The organism is Okeania sp. SIO2C2 (genome assembly GCF_010692625.1).
GTDB classification, from domain to species: domain Bacteria; phylum Cyanobacteriota; class Cyanobacteriia; order Cyanobacteriales; family Microcoleaceae; genus Okeania; species Okeania hirsuta.
Genome location: NZ_JAAHGM010000047.1, coordinates 26,114 through 47,186 on the forward strand (window position 1 = coordinate 26,114; position 21,073 = coordinate 47,186).

General features: G+C 34.7%; 17 protein-coding genes. 6 read left to right on the forward strand and 11 right to left on the reverse strand.

Translation table 11 applies throughout. The features are described 5' to 3' along the window. Positions 1 to 467: 467 nt before the first annotated feature. The gene (locus F6K18_RS26795) at positions 468 to 5,564 is read right to left on the reverse strand and encodes a CHAT domain-containing protein (RefSeq protein ID WP_287525329.1); all 5,097 of its coding nucleotides are present in this window, start codon (positions 5,562 to 5,564) and stop codon (positions 468 to 470) included. 528 nt (positions 5,565 to 6,092) lie between these two features. Between F6K18_RS26795 and coaE the strand changes: the two genes are divergently transcribed. The 4 genes from coaE (at position 6,093) to F6K18_RS26815 (ending at position 8,131) form a co-directional block, all read left to right on the forward strand. Next, a complete protein-coding gene (coaE, locus tag F6K18_RS26800) occupies positions 6,093 to 6,725 on the forward strand; it encodes a dephospho-CoA kinase (protein ID WP_124145265.1) in 633 nt (210 codons plus the stop codon). Between the two features lie 120 nt (positions 6,726 to 6,845). Beyond that, positions 6,846 to 7,010, forward strand: a complete 165-nt coding sequence (locus tag F6K18_RS26805; RefSeq protein ID WP_287525331.1) for a hypothetical protein — start codon at positions 6,846 to 6,848, stop codon at positions 7,008 to 7,010. Positions 7,011 to 7,699: 689 nt separating this feature from the next. After that, a complete protein-coding gene (locus F6K18_RS26810; RefSeq protein ID WP_287525332.1) occupies positions 7,700 to 7,897 on the forward strand; it encodes a hypothetical protein in 198 nt (65 codons plus the stop codon). Between the two features lie 24 nt (positions 7,898 to 7,921). After that, positions 7,922 to 8,131 carry an EamA family transporter gene (locus tag F6K18_RS26815; protein WP_287525366.1) on the forward strand — a complete coding sequence of 70 codons (210 nt, stop codon included), beginning with the start codon at positions 7,922 to 7,924 and terminating at the stop codon, positions 8,129 to 8,131. 55 nt (positions 8,132 to 8,186) lie between these two features. On the opposite strand, the gene F6K18_RS26820 is transcribed toward F6K18_RS26815, so the two are convergent. The 4 genes from F6K18_RS26820 to F6K18_RS26835 all read right to left on the reverse strand — a co-directional run bounded on the left by F6K18_RS26820 (position 8,187) and on the right by F6K18_RS26835 (position 13,230). Continuing rightward, on the reverse strand, positions 8,187 to 9,149 hold the full coding sequence (locus F6K18_RS26820) for a hypothetical protein (protein WP_287525333.1): 963 nt from the start codon (positions 9,147 to 9,149) through the stop codon (positions 8,187 to 8,189). Between the two features lie 443 nt (positions 9,150 to 9,592). Then, entirely contained in the window at positions 9,593 to 10,462 is an 870-nt protein-coding gene (locus tag F6K18_RS26825) for a Bpu10I family restriction endonuclease (protein ID WP_287525335.1), read from the reverse strand. A gap of 16 nt (positions 10,463 to 10,478) precedes the next feature. Beyond that, positions 10,479 to 11,663, reverse strand: coding sequence for a DNA cytosine methyltransferase (locus F6K18_RS26830; RefSeq protein WP_287525337.1), 1,185 nt, complete (start codon positions 11,661 to 11,663; stop codon positions 10,479 to 10,481). A gap of 109 nt (positions 11,664 to 11,772) precedes the next feature. Then, positions 11,773 to 13,230, reverse strand: a complete 1,458-nt coding sequence (locus tag F6K18_RS26835) for an NB-ARC domain-containing protein (RefSeq protein WP_287525339.1) — start codon at positions 13,228 to 13,230, stop codon at positions 11,773 to 11,775. Between the two features lie 380 nt (positions 13,231 to 13,610). Between F6K18_RS26835 and F6K18_RS26840 the strand changes: the two genes are divergently transcribed. Then, complete coding sequence (locus tag F6K18_RS26840; RefSeq protein ID WP_287525341.1) at positions 13,611 to 14,111, forward strand: hypothetical protein; 501 nt, start codon at positions 13,611 to 13,613, stop codon at positions 14,109 to 14,111. Positions 14,112 to 14,382: 271 nt separating this feature from the next. Further along, positions 14,383 to 14,667 carry a hypothetical protein gene (locus F6K18_RS26845; RefSeq protein WP_287525343.1) on the forward strand — a complete coding sequence of 95 codons (285 nt, stop codon included), beginning with the start codon at positions 14,383 to 14,385 and terminating at the stop codon, positions 14,665 to 14,667. A gap of 202 nt (positions 14,668 to 14,869) precedes the next feature. Here the strand turns inward: F6K18_RS26845 and F6K18_RS26850 are convergent, their stop codons facing one another. The 6 genes from F6K18_RS26850 to F6K18_RS26870 form a co-directional block, all read right to left on the reverse strand. Next, positions 14,870 to 15,040: a hypothetical protein gene (locus tag F6K18_RS26850; protein WP_287525345.1), complete on the reverse strand. Its 171-nt coding sequence runs from the start codon at positions 15,038 to 15,040 to the stop codon at positions 14,870 to 14,872. Between the two features lie 533 nt (positions 15,041 to 15,573). Then, entirely contained in the window at positions 15,574 to 16,143 is a 570-nt protein-coding gene (locus F6K18_RS26855; RefSeq protein WP_287525347.1) for a hypothetical protein, read from the reverse strand. 160 nt (positions 16,144 to 16,303) lie between these two features. Next, positions 16,304 to 16,552, reverse strand: a complete 249-nt coding sequence (locus F6K18_RS36895) for a hypothetical protein (RefSeq protein ID WP_353735183.1) — start codon at positions 16,550 to 16,552, stop codon at positions 16,304 to 16,306. Continuing rightward, complete coding sequence (locus F6K18_RS36900; RefSeq protein ID WP_353735184.1) at positions 16,553 to 16,924, reverse strand: hypothetical protein; 372 nt, start codon at positions 16,922 to 16,924, stop codon at positions 16,553 to 16,555. A 114-nt stretch (positions 16,925 to 17,038) separates the two neighbouring features. Beyond that, on the reverse strand, positions 17,039 to 18,274 hold the full coding sequence (locus F6K18_RS26865; RefSeq protein WP_287525348.1) for an LL-diaminopimelate aminotransferase: 1,236 nt from the start codon (positions 18,272 to 18,274) through the stop codon (positions 17,039 to 17,041). A gap of 1,596 nt (positions 18,275 to 19,870) precedes the next feature. After that, a complete protein-coding gene (locus F6K18_RS26870) occupies positions 19,871 to 21,004 on the reverse strand; it encodes a metallophosphoesterase (protein ID WP_287525350.1) in 1,134 nt (377 codons plus the stop codon). Between the last annotated feature and the right edge of the window lie 69 nt (positions 21,005 to 21,073).

The following is a 21,073-nucleotide window of genomic DNA, read 5'->3' on the forward strand; positions in this document are numbered from 1 at the left end:
TCAAAAATCAATATCTATATCCCAAAGAAATTATCAATTCTTTCCCCTCTAGGGAGGGGGAGGGGCGAGGGGTGGGTTCCCTACAGCAAAGCTGCCTACTGCCTACTCTCTATGGTTGGAGTAGATGTCTAATTAGGGCTTGCTGATTAAATCTAAAAGCATTGATATATAAAGACAAGTGCCTTTTTGAGGTCGAAAAAAGTGCCTGGTTTTCAGCTCTTCATGCTCAAAAAGTTAGTATTTTAGGCAAAAGTTGGGCAGAGAAATCATTCTGACAATTCTTACTCCTACCTACTCTAAATTCCCATTTCTCCCCTCCTGGGAGGGGGAGGGGCGAGGGGTGGGTTGTCTCCTGTCTCCTGTCTCCTGTCTCCTACCCTCACCCATAAGACTTTTTCAGCAAACCCTAATTATCATTACATTTAAGCAACGCCTTTTTCCTTCTTTCTTCTTCCCTCTTCCTTCCTTTACCATGGCGAACCAATCATCGTAAATGCTGCCCAATAATAAGGATGAGATAAATCCCTTCTACCTCCTCTAGCTAACTCCCGTGGTAGAGGTAGATGTTGATTACCATTTCGGAGTATATGACCATCTTGTAAATGCAACTCTCCCCGTAACATTGCTAACTGGGCCTGTCGTAATGCTGCTGCTTTAATTGGTCTGTTAGATAAACTCTGATAAAACTCAGTCATTAAAGCTAATGTACCAGTATCACTAACGTACCAAAGACTTGCCAAAGCAGACTTGACTCCCGCTTGCACTGCTAACCCAGCAAAACCTAACTCAGCCTCTTCATCTCCGACTGCAGTAGTACAAGCACTCAAAACTAATAATTCTACCTGTGCATTATACAAACGTAACTGGCGTAATTCATTTAAGCGTAACTTAGTATCCCAGAATTGAATATAAGAATTGTCAGCACCCCCTGGATGAAATTCTCCATGAGTAGCTAAATGAATAATTTTGAATTTTTCTTTGCTACTTTGCTGCTTTAAATTTTCGAGAGTAAATCCTTGATTCAAAAAAGATTTACCAGGCCAAAGATTATTCACGATGCTTTTAAGTTCTACAGGTACTGCTGGCAGAGGAGTTTGCTCGGTATCACCAGGAAATTCAGATGCTCCCATTGCTAAAACTTGAGAACCATTTAATCCAACATACGTTGTATCAGTTAAAGTAAAACTAGGAATTAATCCCAAACTATATTTTTCGACCAGGAATTGTTGACCATCGTGTAGAGCGGCGATGGGAATAGTTCGCAAACCGCTATCCATCGAAAAAATGATCGTATTAATATTATGATTTGCCAATTCTTCAGCAATTGGTGCAATTAACCATTGATGTAATTTTTGGGCATTTGGTAAATAATTATGAGAATTTAATTGACTGGGAGTCCTAATCTGATTTGTAAATTTTTTGGCAACCTCAATCACTTCATCTCTTGTTTGCCCACTACTTCTGACAATAGGTTTACCGTTTGGCAAAAACAATTGCAGTTCTAAATTATTGGGTTGTGCAGATACATATATAATTGCTGGTCTGATACCAATTTTTTCAACGCTACTAAGAGTATTTCGGATATTTGCTGCTGTGGCAGTTTTTTTAGTAATATTTTTTCCTAAATAACCCGCGAATTCTCTGCCTCTGTTTAACTCTATTTGCCATAGGGAATCAGTTAAACTAACTTGATTGTAATTATCGTTGCGAGAAATTTCGGAAGCAGTGGTAGTCATATTTTCTTCTACGACTATAGTTGGAGTTGGTTTCTGAGAGGACTTACCTTGGACGGGATTTTCTATAGCAACAGTTTGCTCTAAAACTGATGTAATTGAACTGGAATTAGTATCTTCTACAAGAATATTTGTCTCCACATTTTCGACAACAAGTTGAGAGTTATTCGGTTGGTCAAATTCTAATGTAGTTTGATTTTGATTTTGATTTTCCACAACTAATGGGATAATTTGTTCTTCTGAACTACTCATTGAGGATGCAATATTTTCTGTAGGGGCCGCCGTAGGTTCAGAATTATCTAAAATTGGTGAGTTTGATTCGGGGTTTTGAGATACTATCTGTATATCTTGAGCTGTGTTTGAGGGTTCCTCGTTATCTACTTCAGAGGGAATTTGAGTTTGCGACTCCTCTATATTTTTTGGCTTTTCAACTAATTCTGCTTGAGTTTCGGTAACAATCGAAGTTTGATTTCCCTCATAATTACTAGATTCTGTTGATTCTAGTTGAGTGACATTTTGAGGAGTTGATTCTTCTGAGTGAGGTTGATTTTCTTGATTTTCTGATTCCGTTGTGGTTTCACTAGAATCAGAATTTTGTGGTTGAGAGTTTTCTACTTCTTTGAGTTCAAAACTACTAGTTAGAGAGCGATCGGGTGAAATTGTTAATTTTCCATCTGTTATTGCTCCTACAGAACCATTAATTGTAGCATCTCCGACGATAAAAGGTGTATTTCCGGTGCTAATAGCAATATTTCCCCCCACTATCTCTCCTGCGGTAGAAATACTAGCAATATTCTGATTTTTGTCTAAAAAAGTACCTGTTATCCTGAGAGTATCACCTGTAGTAATTTCGACATTGCCTCCACTATTTCCCCCTTCTGCTTGTATAGATATGACCTCAATACCGTTTTCCGCATTCAGTTGAACTTCTCCTGCATTTCCTAGTGTAGCGCTAGAATTTATTCTACCTATAGTTATGCGATCGCCTGCTTGTAGATTAATATTTCCTCCTGCTGTTGTTCCTGTGGTGGTTAATTTTCCTGTTTCGATAGAACCACTACTGGTAATATCAATATTACCAATACTGTTATCTGATGTATTTGCCGTCACATCTCCAGTCTTAACATTGCCTTGAATACTGGTAATACTAATACCTGTGGATGTGGAAATATTGCCTGTGGAAATGTCACTATTAGCATTTATAGTAATTTGAGCATTATCTACCCCAGTTATTGTACCTGTACCTGTAATTTTTTCTGCTTGAATAGTTGTGGGATCATTGAATACAACTCCATTATTATTGCTGCTTTCTGTAGAAGCAATAGTAATATTGCCAGAGTTTTCAGATTTTCCGATAGTAACAGACTCAAAACCATTTGCCAAAGTTGCTAAATCTCCTGTTGTCAGGTGTAGGGGCAAATTGCCGTCTGTCCCTTCTATATTTTCAAATCCTCCCAGAGTAATATTTTGATTTTCTGATGCTGGTTGTAAGATGAGTTTCCCATTGCTACTGACACTGTTTTCTCCACCTAAAAGGTTGATTTCATCTCCAGTAATAGTAATGTTGCCAGTTTCTCGACTACCGCTTGATGTTGATATTCCTCGCAAGTTGAGAGTATTTCCAGCTCTAATATCAATATTCCCACCACTTTGTTGACCTTCAGCATGAATGCTTTCTGTATCAATATTAGTAGCAGCATTCACAGTAATATTCCCACCCCTAGAGTCTCCACTCGCATCAATTTCCCCTGTAGTAATATTTCCCTGTGCTCTAAGATCAATATTCCCACCAGTTTGTGTACCTTCAGCATTAATGCTTTCTGTATCAATATTAGTAGCAGCATTCATAGTGATATTTCCACCCCTAGAGTCTCCACTCGCATCAATTTCTCCAGTCGTAATATTTCCCTGTGCCGTAATATTAATCTCTCCACCATTGCTTTCTACTGTCATATTTGAATTGGCAGTAGATAAGTTATTAGTCATCACAAAACCTTGACTACTGGTAATATTAAGTTCTCCTCCTTCTGTATTAATATTTCCAGTATTTATCGTCGTGCCAGAAATATTAACTGCTGCTCCTTGAGTATTGATAGTATTTTCTGAATGTATTGTCAAAGACCCTAAACCATTTTCGTCACTATCTGCGACAAATGAGATTTCACCTTTTGTCTGAGCAAAACTTAATTGAGTTTCAGATAAATTGTTGACAGTAATATTATCAGACGCTTGAAAAGTAATATTTGTACTATCTGATATGCTTTCTATTGATGATTTTGATATCTGAGATCCTGCTGCCGTTTCCCCCTTTAAAGGATTATCTGCTGCCTCAATATTTGCATCTACAATATTAATATTTTCAGCCTTAAATGATAAACTGCCCAACACATCTGGAGAACCTAAATTAACAGTACCATCAAAAATTAAATTTCCTTGACTAGAAACTTCTACTAGATTTTTACTGGAGTTTTGTTCTGGCGATATAGACTGTTCTTCAATCCGACCAATAGCTTCTATTTTGCCAAAAAAGCTAGTTTCTTCATCACTCCAAATAACTATATTTCCACCCTCATCCCTAAAAGAGGTAGCAAATATTTCTGTATTTTCATCTACATAAGTACGAGTAGCACTAAAAACTGTTCCTAAACCTTGAGAATCTCCACCAATTCTAATATTGCCACTACCATAAATACCAGAAGCATTCAGTTTGGCATTAAATAATCCTACTTTTTCTCCAAAAATATTGATTCTACTTGTATTTGCCAATTCCGAATTTTCTGCCCAAGAAATATCAAGAGAACCAGATACAATCGTTGTACCTAAATCTGTAGGAATTACTTGATTAGAACCTGTCAAAACTACTTCATTGTTATCATTAACTCTAACTCCGGTAGCCATTTCCATCACTTCACTATTACCTGTTAAAAGTTCTGGTATAGATAAGGGATTTAAACTGTGTAATTCTTCTGGTAAATCATTAGAACTTTCTCTATCCTCTGTCGCTATTTCTAAATTTAATAAACGTCCTTCTTGACTAATACGGACTAAATTTTCTCCAGGAACTGTAGAGATCGTAATTTCACCACCTGGGGCAGAAATTTTACCTGTATTAATAATTGTACCTCCCAATAAAGTGACACTTTCTCCTGCTTCAACAGTTAACTCACCTTCATTTAAAATTACTCCAGGATTCGTCATTGGGAAAGAAAAAGCACTGGGATTTCCTGTTAAAATATCGTAATTATTTTCACCTATGCTATTAAACCAACCAGAGTCAAAACCAATACCTGAACCAGTAGTCACGACAAAAGATGCAGGGACATCCAATCTAGCATTTGCACCAAAAATTATACCCGCAGAATTCATCATCAGTAAGTTAGAATTGCCCCCTGTTACCTGAATTAGACCATTAATTACAGAAGCATCTCCACCAGTTACACGAGTTAGAATATTTTTGATATTTGGGTTAGAGATAAAGTTAACAATTTGGTTTTCTCCCAAATTAAATCTCTCGAAGCTATGGAAAAGATTAGTACTATCTTGTGATTGCTTCCCACCTGTAATATCAAAGCGAGTTGTGGAAGAATCTGGGGATGGTGTTACCGGAGTTACTACTGTATTGGTTGAATTTGCTTCGGGAACTATTGATGGAGTAGATGTTTGAGCTGATGCGATTTTAGCGGAAAAAATTTTCCATGAAATCATTCCTAATCTACCATTATTTTCGTTGTCATGGAATGGTAGGAGGGCAGCAGTATCCAATACCCAAAGTCCAGTTAGGGGAACAGCTATGAGAATCTGGTAAATTTTATAGATGGGTGCATAGTTCATTGGTTTGTGATTTTTTATCGCTTATCATATAACTACTCTTTCGTCAATATTTTTTTGTCCTTTAATTAATGAGCTATATCTATAGCAGGAAACAGGGAACAGCGGTACGACCCCGTGTCGGCGACATCGGAGCGGCTCTGTCACTCTTAGGGTCTCCTCGCCATATCCAATCGACCAAGAGAGGGAATAGTAGGAAAAACATTGCTTAGTCTAGGATTCATCATCAGCATAACTCCTAACCGCTCTGACTATTGCCATAACATAAAATCAAATAAATATTATAGAGAAAATTTCTGTTTGAGCTATTTCCATTTCTACTGTAATCCAAAATTTTCATAACTTGCTTGTAACTTTTCAGAAAGATAACAATCAGGGTTGCTCACGCCTGTTTTCTACACCTACAACTACTAGCAAAGGAACTAGCGACGATAATAAATGGTATAAATTAAGCTAAACTACTGAAAGTTAGGCTCTGCCTCAAAATAATTAACTTTTGGCTATTTATTTTTGACTTTTGACTTTTTGATGATGCGTCTCATTGGTTTAACTGGGGGTATTGGTACAGGAAAGACGACTGTATCAAATTATCTGAACAAAACTTACCATCTCCCAATTTGGGACGCAGATATTTATGCTCGCAAAGCCGTACAACCAGGTTCATTGATTTTAGATAGTATAATAGAAAACTATGGCACTGATATATTGTTACCTAATGGTAATCTTAATAGGCAAAAATTAGGAGAGATTGTTTTTAATAATCAAGAGGAGTTACTTTGGTTAGAGAAACAAATTCATCCTTATGTACGCGATTGCTTCGAGCAGAATATTCAGCAGTTTGTCAAAAAAAATAATGAACCTGGGTATCAGACCTCCGATCAATACCCCACAGCAGTATTAGTAATACCATTGCTGTTTGAGGCCAAAATGACTGATTTAGTAACAGAAATTTGGGTTACATACACTTCACCTCAACAACAAATAGAAAGATTGATGAAACGGGATGGGTTAAGTCAAGAACAAACTTACACTCGAATTAATCATCAAATGCCTCTAGAAAATAAGTGTCAACAAGCAGATGTAGTTTTGGATAACTCCTCAACCTTAGAAATCTTGTTGAAGCAAGTAGACTCAGCGATCGCTCATCCCTCATCACCTAAATAATTGACCATCTGGCCGCAATTTTCTTGGAATAGGTAAAGAAACTGAATTATATCCTGAAAAGACTATATAAATTCCGTATTTAGTAGTAGAAACTCCTTGTATGAACAATAGATAACTCCTATGAGTCTCTACCTATTTATTGATATTTCCATCGTAATTTCGACTATCTTATCCCGTAATATCTGTAGCTGGCAACTAAATTACTCAACCTCAAATACCCAACAATCTTTCGCTCAAGTTAGGGTGTACTGTGATGAACGAGGTAGTGGACGTGGCGAAGCATAGTGTATTGGTCGCAATAGGTAAACCTTTGTGTACTTTCATATCCACAGCACCAGATATATAAGTTTTCCAGCATCCTGACTTCTGCTGTATCAACTACTTTCTTATTTTCTAGTTATACCAAATCCGGTAATTGCTAGTATACTGATTATGGTTTTCAACAATTAACAATATTTTGAAAAGCGTGTAGTGCTTATTCATGGCGGGTCTGTAGACGCGGAGTAAACATTCGCTATCCTCTATCATACACTTGATATAGCAGAAGGAAGAAGAAAGAAGGAAAGTTTTGCGTTATCTGAGTTTTAAGCTTTTGATATTTCTGCACCCTTTCCTTTGATAGCTATAACTGTTAACGTAGTTCCTCCAAAGAAGGCTAACTCTTAATCTATTTAAAAGTTATTCACCAGACATCATATAATTAATGCCACAATAGTCAAGGTCTTAAAACAGTCCTTTGCTATAAATTATATGCTTGGTTTTTTCATTGTTATATTTGCATCATTCTGTTTCTGTTTTCAAAATGTCATTGTCAGAGTTTTATTCAACGAACAGACAATTTTGGGCATTTTTCAAACAGGAGGGTTTGTCATATCAAATCCGGTTAAACAGCCATAGAATGGTTAAGTTAGGGGGAGTCAGGAGTCAGGAGTCAGGAGTCAGGAGGAGAAAGAATTACAAAGATCAACGTAGTTATGGCGATTGAAGATTTTTTTTATGTCCAATTAAACGGATTTGATATCACTCCCACCGTACAAAATTCATTTTTGCTAATGTTTATGCGAATGGTATTGGTAGTTCCGTTGATGGCATCCTTCGCCACAAAACTCTACCCGCACACTTGGCAAAATATTAGAGAATTAGGAAATACTGAATCTCGTCCCCTTTTGTGACGATCGCTAGGTGGCGGGATGCTAATGTTTCTTTACTTAGCACTGCTTTATATGTCTATTGGATTAATTGAAACTGGGGTGGCATTAACTCTATTTTTTACTTACCCAATGTTCACTTCGCTATTTTCTTGGCTATTGTTAGGTATTCCCCCTACTAGCTTTCGGTGGATGGTGATGATAGTGGTATTAGTAGGAACTTTTTTGACTATTCCCTACAGTCAGACTACCTCCTGAATCCTTACTAAGTAATTAAAATGAATATCATACACTAATTCAGCAACGCCTCATTTTATTTTTTAGTTTCGGAAGCATGACTGAGATAATTACCAAAAACTTGACTCAAAGCATCAGCTTTTAAATGATAATTCCAACGACACATTTGTGTCATTACTTTCATCAAGCTATACCCAATCTCAATACCATATTTGAGATGAGAAAAATTGATAATATCTTGACCAGAAGTTCGCTCTTTTTGATGATGATTTAAGAGTCTAATTACACGAGAGATACTGCCAATAACTCGTTGAAAAGCTGAATCACCAAAACCCCATCTAGTGATTCCCCAAAACTTAGCCAAATGATTAACTTCATCTTGTAAAGGTTGAGCGATCGCCATTTGTAATGCCCCTGTAGAATGAGACATTAACCATATATAAATAGATACGGCACTCCATTCAGAACTAATTCTACCTACTCCATGATTATATATTTCTGCCCGTACATTTCCAGTAGGTTGATAACCATGAACGGTATTAGGTTTTTGCTGTAATTTTTCCCCTGTAAGTTGTTGATAAATCTTGCTAAAAGCAGGAGCGTGTTGTCGTTCTTCTTTTTCCCAAATACCAACTTCAATTATTTTACCATTTTCATCAGTTACACCTCCCATAAATCTAGCTAGTTGAGGATGAGCTGTTTGTAAATAACCCCAACTTTCTTGAGAATAGGAACGAATGGGTGCTTCTATTTCTACGGCGGAGGCAATTACTTGTAAAAATAATTTTGGTTCGATACCAATAATTTGACTATGATTTATAGCTTGCCAATTAATTTTTTGCCAAGGTCTTTGTTGAGGATTTTCAAATTGTTGGGGTAAGTCTAATAGTCTTTCTGTGAGAATATCTTGAGAAAGATAGCGTTCGAGTAAATAATTGATTCTAGCTCTGGTTTGTAGATAGTTAGGAGTGGAATGGCAATAACCAGCTAGGTCAAATTGGGTCTGATTAGAGGAATTAATTGTTGTTACTAAGTTCATAGTTTTTCAGTTAAGTTATTTTTGGTTTAATGATTTAGGCAGATTCGAGAAAGTCTTATAGCAATGGAAGGAAAGGTTAGGACAGATTAAAAGCTTAAAATTCAGACAACGCAATATTTTTTTTCTTCCTTCTTTCTTCTGCTATACCTTATCTCTGACAGCTTATTAATAGAAACTGACCAGATGAGAAGGTGTCACTCTTGTGTTCTTGCTTTTCTTAATACCAATCCTAAGCTAACTATTAAGGTAGAACTTAGTATGTAGGTGACAGTTATTCAGTTGTCATATAAGAGGGTAGACAGTTGTAGTGATTTTTCTAAACTGGCACAGTTAAAATAATTTCAATATAGCGCTACGCATTAAGGTTAAGAAATTTCTCAACCCTTTAACAATTTACTATTCCCTATTCCCTAGCGCGTAGCGCTATAAAAATGATTAGCTAGCTAAATTAAATAACCCCGTTTCAAGCCAAAATTAATACCGCCCTCCCAATCAGATGTTAAATAATCTCTAACATAAACAAATAAATGCTCTACTACATTTGCATATATAGGATTTTTCACATAACCTTCTTGAAATCGAAATTCTCTATCCGTATTCTTTTGTTTTCTTAATACATATATTTGGTCTATTTTGAATTTTCGTAAATTTACGGCATCTGTTAATTTTAGCCATTCTGCCACTAAAATATAAATAGGGTTAGGATTTCTATATTTAAGTTGTTCTGCTGCTGTTGCTGCATCTTGAAGCATAGTTTGATCCAAATAAGTTTTGCATTCTATAACTACAGCAGGTACATCCCAAATATGACTTTCTAATTCTTGGGAACCTTGACAATTCATTTGGGTATGAATTCTTACTCCTATGGCAAAATCATTATCTTTTAGTTCAATTAAAGCATGAGGATAACTGAGCATATCCTGATAATTTTCAGAGCGAAAAAATATATCTTTGAAAGTACGAGACTTACCAATTAAAGCTTGTGATGAAAATTCTCTAACCAAATCTTTGAAGAGATAATACATAAATTCTTCTAACACAGATGAATGAAGATTTGAACGAGAATCAAATTTTTCAGCATAGTGTTGTTGTTCTAGAAAATCTTTATATTGATTCAACAATTCTACTCGCTTTATCAATAATTCGCTATCTTGGTCTGTTTTTTCAATTAATGGACCAATTAGCCCTTCATTAGCCAATTTCCACTCATTATATTTTTCTCTTATTTCTCTCAAATATCTCCGAGAATCTTCGTCTCTATATTTCGTTTTATGATTTTCTTTCTGCTCTAAATTTTTGCCATGAACATACATTTTATCTAGCTCTATTTTACAACTGTTTTAAGATATTATCGGCAATAGCTTTAGCTAATAAAGGAGGAACGGCGTTTCCTATTTGATTGTATTGACATAAATGTTTTTCTGCTAAACGACCTTCTCGAGATAGTAGTTTATGACTAACAACTGTTGGTTTACCCATGAATTTAAAACTATCTGGAAATGACTGTATTCTTGCACCTTCTCTAGCTGTGAAATTTCTATGTTGATAAGGGTGAACAAAGTTAGCGTAAAATGAAGCTGGAATTGTATGGCATGGTTGATCTGGGTGGAGTCTTCTATTATTTTGGTCGTAGATTTTTTGAGATATTTTTGTAGAGTTTCTTTGTCGTGGTTGTAAATGTTTTGGTACATCTTTTCTAGAACTTCCCCAAGTCATTGTGGCAAATCTTTCTACCATTCTTGGAGTGTGATTCATTGCTTTATGATTAAACAGAATTTTATTGCGATTTCTCAACAATTTTTGATATTCATTTGACGGTTGTTTGAAATAATTTGACTCTTCTTTTCCTTCACCAGCTTCCAATGGAGGTAAGTCAGAAATAGCATCCCATAATGTCGGACAGAACTTTAAATTTTCTCCAAATAAAGACATTTGCTGATTGGTTGATACTGCATGAGTTGGTAAGGGAAAAGGATTTTCTAGTTCCCGTTTTGAAGCAACAATAAATAAACGTTTTCTGATTTGAGGTACTCCGTATGCTGTAGCTTCTAATATATTTATATAGACGTGATACCCAATCTTTTTAAACTCCTCTTCAATAATGTCAATAACTTTGACTTGAGAATGAGTCCTAAATTTAATCAGGTTAGGCACATTTTCCATAATTAAGATTTCTGGCTCAAAAACTATAGCTACTCTGATTAATTCTCTAAAAAGATTATTTCTAGGGTCTTTAGGGTCTCCAGAATTTTTATTACAAATAGAATATCCTTGACAAGGGGGACATCCTATCACAATTTGTGGTTTATTATTACCCCAAATTGCTGCTATATCCTTATTAGTAATAGTTGCAATATCTTGATTGATAACAACTGCATCTGGATGATTATAAGCAAAAGTTTGTGATGCCCATTTATCTATTTCTATAGCACCAATAATTTGACAACCTGCCCACTTAAAACCAAGACTAAATCCACCTGCACCGGAAAAAATATCTAACATTAATGGTTTCATAAATCATACTTTTGGCAAAGTTTACATTTTGGCATCTTGCCGACTACAGTTATGCTTAACTGAGATAAAATCCGCTGTAAATACAATTATATTCTAGTTTTATCAGAAGTTAACAACGATTTATAATTTGTTCTATATAATGGATAAATATAGGTTTAACGATAAATAAAGTCTGATTTTCTTCTAAATTTTTATCTATCCAACTTCGTCTTTCTAAAGATAGTAATGTTTGAAATAATTCTGGTGATGATAATTGGGATTTTTCTAATATTTGGGAAACTGAAACAGATTTTGGTTGGTTGCTGAGTTGACATAGCACTTGTTTTTCTAACTCAGACAATCTTTGAAAATGCTGCTGTAAAAGATTGGTTAATTCATCGCATAAAAATAGTGGTTGATAACTCAAATATTGAGCAACACTCCCACCAAATAAATTTTTAATTGTCTGTCCTACTAATTTTAACCATTGAGGACTACCTTCATAGAAATTTATCAATTCTTGCCATTTTTCTTCATCCAATAATCCTCGATTTTTCAGCATCTCACGCGCCACCTTTTCCGTTAAACCAGTTAATTGAAATAAACGTACTGCTGAGTCATTATCTGTAAAGTTGAAAATTTCTAAAGGTGGCTCCCAACTATTAAGAATAAAACAACTATTGTGAGGAATTTCGCCGATAATTTTAAATAGGTTGCCATAGTTTTCATATCCTGGTTTATACTTACCAAGAAATAGGGTAGGGGCGATTCGCGTTTGCGTAGCATTCCGCAGGAAATCGCCCCTACTTAGTATTTGTTGTACGTCATCTAGAATAATTAGACAACGCATATCCCGTAATTTTTCGATGAGCATTGACAGTTGAGTATCGGTGTTATTGGGGAGGTTTATTTCTGTTTCGTTGGAGATAATTTCAATTAAATTTTTGAGAGTTACGCTTAGGGGTGGAGATGTGCGGAGGGTGCGCCAGATGATGTGGTCGAAATTAGATTCTATTTCTGGGATAAGGTGACGAATAATAGTGCTTTTACCAATACCACTTATTCCTGAGACGGTGATGAGACGACAACGATGTTTGAGTATCCAGGTTTTGAGGGTTGTGAGTTCCGTGGAGCGATCGTAGAATATTTTTTTGATGTCTGGTGCGTCTCTGAGGTCGAGTTTTGGCAGTGGGGTGTTATTTTCGTTTGTTATTTGTGTAGTGAATAATTTTTGTGTGGTTTCTGGGGAATGGGTGTTGTCTGAACAGAGATTAATATGACCTTTTAGACAATTATTTACTCCTAAATTAAATACATTTGAAAAGTTAGAAATTTGATATCTTTCCATCGTAGCGCGGAAATTTGACTTATGAATTTTTTCATTTAATTCCTTGGAAATAAGTTGCCATAAATTTGAAGCGACATTACCAACGTGAAATTTAGTGCAGTGGTATTCTTGAGCAACCTTTGAGTATTTTTCCCCTTGCCAAGTAGCGCGTAATATTGCTTTTTGGAGACTATCAAGGTGTTTGCCAGTTTTGTCGAAAACTATCTCATCAACAAATTTCAATACTTCATTAAAAATCATCAGTCAAATTTAGCTAGGAATTTCTTCCTATTATATCTGATGTTTTCTGATATTTATGAAATAATCTGATTTTTTCTGACTTAATCAAGCTTAAAAACACATGATCTTTATGAGATTTTATGAATTGCGGGTATTAGTATCACTTGTGTTAAATTATTAAGTATTAGATTACTTGGTAAAGCCATAAAAATTTTTTTGACTTTTAAGCAAGGGTAGTCTCAGATAGTAATGGTATATAGGAAAAAGAAATAACTGGCACGGGAGCAAGATGCTCCCACTGTTATTGTAACAAATATTGCCGAACAATACACGAAAATTACAATGCACTACCACCTAAATAAGTAATCTGAATCAATAAGTATTTGGAGAATATCTAACTTATGAAAACTAGAAAACTTCAATCTATTCTTTTATCTTTAGGTGTAATTTTATTGCCACTGACGGTGAGTAATTTAGCATTAGCATCAAAAATTTCTGCCCAAGCATTAAAAACCACCTTAAATAGAACCTTATCAGGTACATACGACGAAGGAACTTGGGGAGGTAAAGGTAGGAACGATACATGGAATCATTCATGGACAATGGTAGGTGATGGAGCTGTTCAATTGAATAATATTAAACAAGTAGATGATGAATTTACAGCAAATTTAAAAATAGCTTGGAAATGTAAACATACTAGAGAAAACTATAATACTTTTGCTGTAAAAACAAGTGAATATGATGATCGATATTCTGGTCATGTAACTGCAGAAGTCGCAGTGGGAACAATAGCTGGTCAATCAAGGATTTATTTAAACAAGATTAATAATACATATCGAAATTTTCGATGTGGAAATAGTGTTGTAAATAAACTCACAAAGCTAAATTCATCTGAAATCTAAAATTGTAAATCAGCTAGTAGTATATTTTGCAAATATTGATGGTATTTATAAATATAAAATTTGTCATATTTGCTGACTATATTTATTAGTCAAACTTTCTATCTAATCTCTCAAATTCACAAAGGTTAAATCTATGTTTTTCAATAGAAAAAAACGCAAAAAACAAGAATAACTTAAGAAAGTAATTAAATTACTTTCTCAACTAAATAACAAAACATCAAAAGTTATAAAAAAACGACATGAGCCATCATTTAAAATATCTAAAGCTCTTTTGGGAGCTGTTAGGTTAGTTATAATTTTTGGACCAATAATTGGATGGGCAGAACCAGCAATAGCAGATGGTTTTGATCTTGATGAAATTCACATAGATATAGATGATATTAGTGAAATTGATCCGACAGTTCTAGATAGTTTGACTGATATATTAGAAAGTTTAGACGATCTAGATTTTGATGAATTATATCTTAATGTTGAATATATTGATGTTAGCGATTTAACCTTAGATGAATTACAGTCTGCTAGGTGCAATATTGAATTGGTATTAAGAAACTTTTGAAAATTTCAAAATTGATTGGGAATTAAGACATATTTTACTAGCTGTTTATGAAGACTAAGTTATTTACTAATAAAGGATAAATATGAAAAATCAATGATGATATTGAAATAAATTACAAACTCGAAGTCTGCAACGAATATAAAAAAATAATCTATGTAGCTAGGGCAAAGTCTGAATCTTATCTAATAGCTGGAGATGGAAATTATGGCTCTCCATACGGCCAAAGAATAACAGCATCACAAGTTAGAGGATGGATTCCAGTTTCTCCTAACAAATGTAAAATTTTTTCCACTTTGTCATTAGGTCTTGAACGTCCAAAATATTCACGGTATCTAGGTAGAGAAAGCTCTCTATATATAAGGAGTTCTGACAATAAAAGTTTTCCTCCACAACACATAACAAGTTATAGAAATTCTAAAGGAGGTAACACTACAAAACCATCATTTTGTGTGACCGATCTAGGTTTTAATTTCTCTTCCAAAGGTCATCAACTATCAGGTTATAAATGTCCTCGTAATAAACCTGAAGGTGCATATTTTGTAATATTTGAGCCAGTTTACTCTAGTAAAAATAAGATAGTTTTTCGCTAGATTTTAGTTATGGTGGGTAAACTTTGACGAGTCTATATCAACAGTAAAATTTGTTATATTTGCTAATCCTGCTCCTCTTTATTGCTGTAAACCACGAGCAATAAGAAATAGATAATAACTTTATAAAGGGAAATATAACTATTTCTTGAAATTTGAATTATTTGGTAATATTCCATGTATTAGTTTGACGTAAAGTTAATTTTTAATAGGAATAAAAACTATGAACTCACAAAAATTATTGAATCTAGTCAAAACATTTCCAACAGTCAGGAAAAGAAAGTTGCTCAAAAACTTATTATTCTATCCTACTGCACTTTTAACAGCTTATCTTTCTCGAATCTTTAATATAGTAATTCTCTACATCAATAAACACTACATTCTTTTCCAATTTCAAAAATTTCCAAACATGACCAGTCGTCACCACACCATAAATAAAAGGAACATTTTTACCATCTTGTTGATTATATATTTCCGCTGCAACCATTTCAGCAATACATTGCCCTAAACCACCAACTATCCTTTCATTTTTAGCTTCTACAAGCACAATTACAGGAGTATCCAAATATAATTGTTCGGGAGATTCACTAATAATAAAATCACAAAATCCATTCAACCCCTTATCCCTATCAACAGAGAAATCTATACCCGAAAAAAAACTGATTTGAAGTTTTCTCTTAACCTCCAGCAAAATATTAATAATTATCAGCTCAGAACTAGCTTTTTCAGTAGCGATCGCTAAAGCAATAGGTACATTTTGCTTTAACATCTCAGCTAAAAGATTACTAATCTCCACAGGTTCAACTTGAGAAAATAAATCTTCTGTTTCTATAATTTTTAAATTAAACTCAGTTTTGACTTTTTTTAAATCAAAATCACTATATGACATTTTAGCTATTTGCCTACCCTAACTAAACTATTTGGCTATTACTTTTTCAAATGTTTGGAATATTAAGTACCGGAAAAAATATCTAATATTAATGGTTTCATAAATAATACTCTTGGCAAAAATAGTTAAACAACTATTTCATTTTTAGTAGTTTCTCTTATTAAGCAAGGACTTGAGGATCTAGCTGTAGTTCACATTGTTGAAAAATATAGTTAACCACGGCAAATAATTGGTCTAAATCTTGAAAAGTATAAAAAGTCAGATTTTTGGTAAAAATATTTGCTTGTAGTTTACCAAATTGCCAAATTTTGCCATTTGAAACAATCCCAAAAACTATCATATCTGGGTTTTCATTTAATTTTTGAGCAGCTACCATTTCTGCCAAACATTGTCCCCATCCTTCCTCCAATTAATCTTGTTTTGGTTCTACTAAAAGTAAATAAGGTTTGTCAAAGACAACTTTTCCTAGTGGAGAACGTTTCGCTAGAATATATTCTGGAAAACCCGCAAGATTATCGTTATAAACCAGCGACTGATGACTCCACAAAATCAATTTACTACAATAAGATTTCCAGACTTCTTTTAAAACTGGATAAATTAAGTTTTCACAGATAGCAAATTCTGAATTATCAACTACTCCTTCCCGCATAACTATTTCTATATCATTTCTGAAATATTCAGGAATGCTAAATTCTGTCTCCAAAATAAAATCAGATTCAATGTAGGTAATTTGAAATTCTTGGATAACTGCACTAATACTTTTATAGTTACTAAAAGACATATAGTTTTTCCATTTGATTGACAAATAGGTAGGCAAATGTTGCTTCAGTTAGGAATATTTTCCACCACTGAATATTTGCCCATCCTACTAATACTGATTTTAGCGATCGCCTACCTAAACTTTAAATTTCTCAGTTATCCGTTTCATCGCCTCGTTGACATTTTCCCGACTATTAAAAGCGGAAATACGGAAGTAACCTTCACCCGCAGCACCGAAACCTGAACCGGGAGTACCGACAACATTACAATTTTGCAATAACTTATCGAAAAAATCCCAACTAGACAAACCTGTAGGTGTCTGCACCCAAACATAAGGTGCATTCACTCCACCATAAACAGTTAACCCTGCTGCTTGTAACTGGGAGCAAATAATTTTGGCATTCTCTAAATAAAATCCGACCAACGCTTTAACTTGTGCTTTCCCTTCCTCAGAGTAAACTGCCTCAGCACCACGCTGCACAATATAAGAAACTCCATTAAATTTTGTGCAATGACGGCGGTTCCACAATTTCCATAATTCTACATCACTACCATCAGCAGCTTTCCCCTTGAGAGTTTTGGGTATAACAGTCAACGCACAACGAGTACCTGTAAAACCAGCATTCTTGGAAAAGGAGCGAAATTCTATTGCGCAATCTTTTGCTCCTTCTATTTCATAAATGGAGTGGGGAAGACTTGCATCGGTAATAAATGCTTCGTAAGCAGCATCGAATAAAATAATGGCATTATTCGCTTTAGCATAATCTACCCAAGTCTGGAGATATTCTTTTGTGGCAGTTGCACCAGTGGGGTTATTGGGGAAACACAGATAAATCAAATCTACCTTTTGAGTGGGAAGTTCGGCAGTAAAATTATTTTCTGCGGTAATAGGTAAATAAACTAAACCCTCATATTCCCCTTTCTCATTCACATCTCCAGTATTACCCGCCATTACATTAGTATCCACATACACCGGATAAACTGGGTCAGTCACGGCAATAGTATTATCGTGGCCAAAAATGTCAAGAATATTACCAGTGTCGCACTTAGATCCATCAGAAATAAATATTTCAGAAGCATCTATATCGCATCCCCTAGTTTGGAAATCTTGAGTCGCGATTTTTTCCCGCAACCAACCATAACCTTGTTCTGGGCCATAACCTTTAAAAGTTGAGCGATCGCCCATTTCTTCTACTGCTTTAATAATGGCCTGACGACAAGCTGCTGGCAGGGGTTCGGTGACGTCCCCAATACCTAGTTTGATAATTTTGGCCTCTGGGTGAGCTTCAGCGAAGGTATTTACGCGACGGGCGATTTCTGGAAAGAGATAACCTGCTTTAAGTTTGAGGTAATTATCGTTAATTGTTGCCATAATAGATTGCCAAAAATGATTTACAACAGACAGTATGTCAGATTATCCTGATTTTTGTTAATTAGACAACATTGTTTCTTTTTTCCGCAAAACCTAACTATAGCAATCCTATTTAAGTTGTAATATTTTGCTGGCAGTTATGAGTCAGGAGTCAGGAGTCAGGAGTTAGAATTTATTCATGTTTTCAGTTCAAATTAAATATTATAAAAATTTTCACAACCAATTTAGGATTACTATATTTAAACCTGTAATTTTTTTTGGTAATTCCTGTGAATTAACTACTGATCATAGGTAGTTTTAACAATTATTGAAGAAGGCAGAAGGCAGAAGTTAGAAGGTAAGCATTCAGGTGTCAGCTATACAGCCATCAGCTATTAACTTAATTGCGCTTTTTTGAGGAATCAGAATTGAAATATTTAACAGAATTAAAATTCTGAAATAAATTAGCTACTTGCTCACGACTCAAACTCAATATTACTCAAATCCTCAAACTACTAATTCCTGTTAACGTAGTTCCTCCGGAGGAGGAAAGCTGACCGCTAATGGCTGAATGCTGAGGTTATAAGTTAGATTTGATCGACTAAAAACTTTGATAAGACGATAGTTTCGGGCAATTATTTGACATTTAAACTTGGAAACTATTTGTGACATCCCTAAAGTTAATTGGTATCAGAAAGAAGAAGTAAAAAGTAATAAGGCTTTAGTTATCTAGGAGAGAAGGAAGAAGACAAAAGTGAATGGGAATAGTCTTCGAAAAACCACTTTGTGTATACAATTGATTGGGGTTTATAGATACCCTTTCAGGTGGGATATTAAACTCATAAAGAAAAAGATAATTACTTCTCCTAAAAACCGATAGGATTGACGAAGGGGATTTTTGGGATTTATTTCTTCTTTACATAAAAGCTTTTTTACCTTAATTATTCGGTAAAACTCTTGTTTTGCCCTAAATTAATATCAATAACTGTCAAAGTATTTCTGGGAGATAAGTTAGTACTAATTAAATTACGCAGAATCCTACCTGAAGCACCAGAGCAAGTAATTTAAATTACCTCGATAGACAGTGTGTTTAGATTTTCCTGATTTTTTCTAACTAGGCAACATTGTTTATTTTTCCCGCAAAACCCAACCATTTAAACCTGTAATTTTTTCTGATAACTCCTGTAGGTTAACCACTACTAAAGTCTCCAGAACCTGTTGTGTAGAAACTCTGGGTTTGCTCTAGATTAATATCAATAACTGTCAAAGTATTTCTGGGAGATAAGTTAGTACTAATTAAATTATGCAGACTTCTACCTGAAGCTCTAGAACAAGTAATTTTAAATTACCTAGATAGACAGTGTGTTAGATTCTCTTGATTTTTTCTAACTAGGCAACATTGTTTCTTTTTCCGGCAAAACCTAACCATTTCAACCTGTAATTTTTTCTGGTAATTTCTGCAGGTTAACCACTACTAAAGTCTTCAGATCATAGGTAGCATAAAAACTCTTGTTTTCCTCTAAATTAATATCAACAGCAGGACCCCACCTAAAGCTCTAGAATCAAGTAATTTTAAATTACCTCGATAGACAGTATGTCAGATTATCCCAATTTTTATTAACTAGGCAACATTACTTCTTTTTCTCGTAAAACCCAACCATTTAAACCTATAATTTTTTCTGGTAACTCCTGTGGATTAACCACTGCTAAAGTATTAATGTCATAGGTAGTATAAAAACTCTTGTTTTCCTCTAGATTAATATCAACAACTGTCAAAGTATTTCTGGGAGATAAGTTACTACCAATTAAAGTACGCGGACCGCTACCTAAAGCACCAGAATAAAGCAACTTCAAATTACCTTTATAACCAGGAAAATAAGCATGATGATGACCGCTAATATATAGGTGAACATTATACTTTTCTAGGATAGTTCGTAACTCATCAGCTTTAGCTAAAACATCACCAATTTTATTTTTAGTAGGAGCAACAGCATAAAAAGGTAAATGCCCCATGACAATTCGCATTTTTGCTGTTTGTGCTTGACTACTTGCGAGACTTTTTTCTACCCATTCTAATTGTTGTTTAGGAATCCGAAGCATAGAAGCATCCCAAATTAAATAAAAAATTTCTTTATGGAGAAAGCTGTAATAAAAAGGAAATCCATCTGCTTCTAAAAAATTTATGTTTAAATCATTTTGATGTTTGCTCCAATAAAGTTGTGCTTGTCTGCGCTCTTTTTCATACTTATATCCATCCCCAGATTTTTTGAAATAACCTGAAGCATCATGATTGCCAATAGTAATAGCAAAAGGTTGTTTTGCTTGACGTAATGGTGTGGCAATATAACGGTCAAAACCATCCCACATAGCTTGAATATTTTCTTCAGTAAGTGACAGTTTTTGTCCGGCAATCATATCACCGGCACAAAGTAATAAATCTGGCTGCCATTCAGATATTAAAGGAATAGTTTTTTCTACTTGCTGTTGGTAAGTTGTGGAACCATAACTACTGTTTAAATCGCTGATAACTACGAGTCGAATATCTCCTTGTTTTGGGGCAAACATTCCTGGAGGAGCGGGTGTTGATGGAGTCGATATTTCTGAGGGATTAAAAGTCTGATTGCCGGGAATTTGAGACTTAAAATTTTCTACGTTTGTAGTCTTGGTTTGCTGAAAATTTTTGCAATAATTAAAAGCTAATCCTAATGCACTGCCGAGAGAAATTAGGAAATAACGACGGTTTAATTTCATTTTTTTCTCCACAATTACAATTAATTAGGTTAATTATATCTGAACTTTAAGTAAAGGTTTGATTAGCTT

Coding starts and splice junctions, on each gene's coding strand:
- F6K18_RS26865 (WP_287525348.1), bottom strand. CDS start 18,274: ATGGCAACAATTAACGATAATTACCTCAAACTTAAAGCAGGTTATCTC.
- F6K18_RS26835 (WP_287525339.1), bottom strand. CDS start 13,230: ATGATTTTTAATGAAGTATTGAAATTTGTTGATGAGATAGTTTTCGAC.
- coaE (WP_124145265.1), top strand. CDS start 6,093: ATGCGTCTCATTGGTTTAACTGGGGGTATTGGTACAGGAAAGACGACT.
- F6K18_RS36900 (WP_353735184.1), bottom strand. CDS start 16,924: ATGTCTTTTAGTAACTATAAAAGTATTAGTGCAGTTATCCAAGAATTT.
- F6K18_RS26830 (WP_287525337.1), bottom strand. CDS start 11,663: ATGAAACCATTAATGTTAGATATTTTTTCCGGTGCAGGTGGATTTAGT.
- F6K18_RS26795 (WP_287525329.1), bottom strand. CDS start 5,564: ATGAACTATGCACCCATCTATAAAATTTACCAGATTCTCATAGCTGTT.
- F6K18_RS26855 (WP_287525347.1), bottom strand. CDS start 16,143: ATGTCATATAGTGATTTTGATTTAAAAAAAGTCAAAACTGAGTTTAAT.
- F6K18_RS26840 (WP_287525341.1), top strand. CDS start 13,611: ATGAAAACTAGAAAACTTCAATCTATTCTTTTATCTTTAGGTGTAATT.
- F6K18_RS26815 (WP_287525366.1), top strand. CDS start 7,922: ATGTTTCTTTACTTAGCACTGCTTTATATGTCTATTGGATTAATTGAA.
- F6K18_RS26825 (WP_287525335.1), bottom strand. CDS start 10,462: ATGTATGTTCATGGCAAAAATTTAGAGCAGAAAGAAAATCATAAAACG.
- F6K18_RS26820 (WP_287525333.1), bottom strand. CDS start 9,149: ATGAACTTAGTAACAACAATTAATTCCTCTAATCAGACCCAATTTGAC.
- F6K18_RS26870 (WP_287525350.1), bottom strand. CDS start 21,004: ATGAAATTAAACCGTCGTTATTTCCTAATTTCTCTCGGCAGTGCATTA.
- F6K18_RS26810 (WP_287525332.1), top strand. CDS start 7,700: ATGGCGATTGAAGATTTTTTTTATGTCCAATTAAACGGATTTGATATC.
- F6K18_RS26805 (WP_287525331.1), top strand. CDS start 6,846: ATGAGTCTCTACCTATTTATTGATATTTCCATCGTAATTTCGACTATC.